The 2721-nt window shown below is 47.9% G+C and carries 1 protein-coding gene; it reads right to left on the minus strand.

Annotation, left to right across the window (positions count from 1 at the left end; all coding sequences use genetic code 11):
* On the minus strand, window positions 1-2721 hold a 2721-nt coding region (locus AB4512_RS20685), incomplete at both ends, for a cadherin-like domain-containing protein (RefSeq protein WP_372175526.1).

Raw genomic sequence — 2721 nt, forward strand, 5'->3', positions numbered from 1 at the left:
CAGTAAAGATTAACGTGCCGTCTTCTTCAACGCTGAACTGTTGATCTTGAGGGACTGGCAGGTCATTAACTGGATTAACGGTTAGGTCTGCTGATGCTTGAACTGTATTAGTACCATCAGAGATATCAAAGCTGATATCGATGTCGCCATTGAAGTTCTCATCTGGTGTAATGGTAAAGCTGCCATCGTCGTTTTGAGTAACTGTCGCATCACCACCAACCGTTAGGTCGCTAGCGGTCAAGTCATCGCCTTCCACGTCAGATGCTTGCGATAGAAGCTGCTCTTGGCTTAAACGAATCGAGCCGTCTTCATCAACTGAGTACGCTAGGTCACCCGATACAGGTGCATCATCAACCGCGGTTACGCTTACGTCGATGTTTGCAGATACCGTATCGGTGCCGTCAGACACATCAAAACCGAAGTTTACGTCGCCATTGAAGTTTTCATTCGGCGCAAAGGTGTACGTACCATTACCGTTGTCGGTAAGAATGCCGTCGCCGCCGTCGTAGGTCACGCCTTCAACAGTCAGGTTATCACCTTCAATATCTGTAGCACCTGTTAACAGGTCAGCATCTGTGAAAATTAACGTACCGTCTTCTTCCACGCTGAACTGTTGATCTTGAGGCACTGGCAGGTCATTAACTGGGTTAACGGTTAGGTCTGCTGAAGCTTGAACAGTATTGGTGCCATCTGAGATATCAAAGCTGATATCGATATCGCCATTGAAGTTCTCATCTGGCGTAATCGTGAAGCTGCCGTCATCGTTGGCTACAACCGTCGCATCACCACCAACTGTTAAGTCACTTGCGGTTAGATCTTCGCCTTCTACATCGGACGCTTGAGACAACAGCTGATCTTGGCTCAGTGTGATTGAACCATCTTCGTTAACGTTGTAAGCCAAATCACCAGACACTGGCGCATCATTGATTGGTAATACGTCAACATTGATGACGGTTTCCACTTCTGCACCATCTTCATCACGAATGGTGACATCAAGCTGAACTTGGCCATTAAAGTTCTCATTTGGAGCGAAGCTGCAAGTGCCGTCACCATTTACTGAGAAGATACCCTCAGGGCCATCGTAGCTAATACCAACAAGATCAACATCCCCTTCTACATCTGAGGCGTTAAGCAACACTTGAGACTCACTGAAGGTAAGTACTGAGTCTTCATCAATGGTGTAAGACGTAGGGCCTGCAACCGGCGGATCGTTCACTTCAAGAACATTGATGCCCGCGGTCGTTGAGTCGGTCGCACCATCTTCATCAGCAACAACCACATCCAGTGCAATTTCACCGCTGAAGTTCTCATTTGGCGAGAAGGTGTAAGTGCCGTTACCATTGATTTCGAGGACACCGTCGCTACCAGAGTAAGTCACGCTGTCTATCGATACATCACCTTCAATATCTGAAGATGTTGCCAATAGTTGTGCATCAGAAATGGTAATCGAATTATCTTCATTCACCGTGTAGGACGTTGAGCCCGCAACAGGCGGATCGTTCTCAGGAGTCACGCTAACATCAATGTTTGCAGACACGGTATCGGTACCGTCTGACACATCGAAGCTAAAGCTCACATCACCATTGAAGTTTTCGTTTGGAGCAAAGCTATATGATCCCTCACCCAAGTCAGTCAGTACGCCATCAGTGCCTTCATAAGTGATGCCCTCAACCGTCAGGTTATCACCTTCAACGTCTGTCGCGCCTGTAAGCAGATCCGCGTCTGTGAACTGTAAAGTACCGTCTTCTTCAACACTGAATTGCTGATCTTGAGGAACTGGCAGGTCATTGATTGGGTTAACGGTTAAATCGGCTGAAGCTTGAACGGTATTGGTGCCATCTGAGATATCGAAGCTGATATCGATGTCACCGTTGAAGTTTTCATCTGGCGTAATCGTGAAACTGCCGTCATCGTTTTGAGTAACGGTTGCATCACCGTCGACCGTTAAGCCGCTAGCAGTAAGGTCATCGCCTTCCACGTCAGAGGCTTGAGAAAGCAGCTGCTCTTGGCTTAGACGAATCGAACCGTCTTCGTCGATTGAGTACGCTAGGTCACCAGACACAGGCGCATCATCAACCGCAGTCACACTCACATCGATGTTTGCAGAGACCGTATCGGTACCGTCAGATACATCAAAACCGAAGTTTACGTCACCATTGAAGTTCTCATTTGGCGCAAAGGTGTACGTACCATTACCGTTATCAGTAAGGATACCGTCGCCACCATCGTAGGTCACACCTTCAACCGTTAGGTTATCACCTTCAATGTCGGTAGCGCCTGTTAATAGGTCTGCATCGGTGAAGATAAGCGTTCCATCTTCTTCAACACTGAACTGTTGATCTTGAGGTACTGGCAAATCATTTACTGGGTTAACGGTTAGGTCTGCAGAAGCTTGAACCGTATTGGTGCCATCAGAGATATCGAAGCTGATATCGATGTCACCATTGAAGTTCTCATCTGGCGTGATGGTGAAGCTGCCGTCATCATTAGCTACAACCGTCGCATCTCCACCAACCGTTAGGCCGCTAGCAGTAAGGTCATCGCCCTCTACGTCAGATGCTTGTGATAGCAATTGCTCTTGGCTTAAACGGATAGAACCGTCTTCATCGATTGAGTACGCTAGGTCGCCAGACACTGGCGCATCATCAACGGCAGTTACGCTCACGTCGATGTTTGCTGATACCGTATCGGTTCCGTCAGAGACATCGAAGCCGAAGTTTA

Source organism: Vibrio sp. 10N.222.52.B7, assembly GCF_041474275.1.
Lineage (GTDB): Bacteria > Pseudomonadota > Gammaproteobacteria > Enterobacterales > Vibrionaceae > Vibrio > Vibrio crassostreae_C.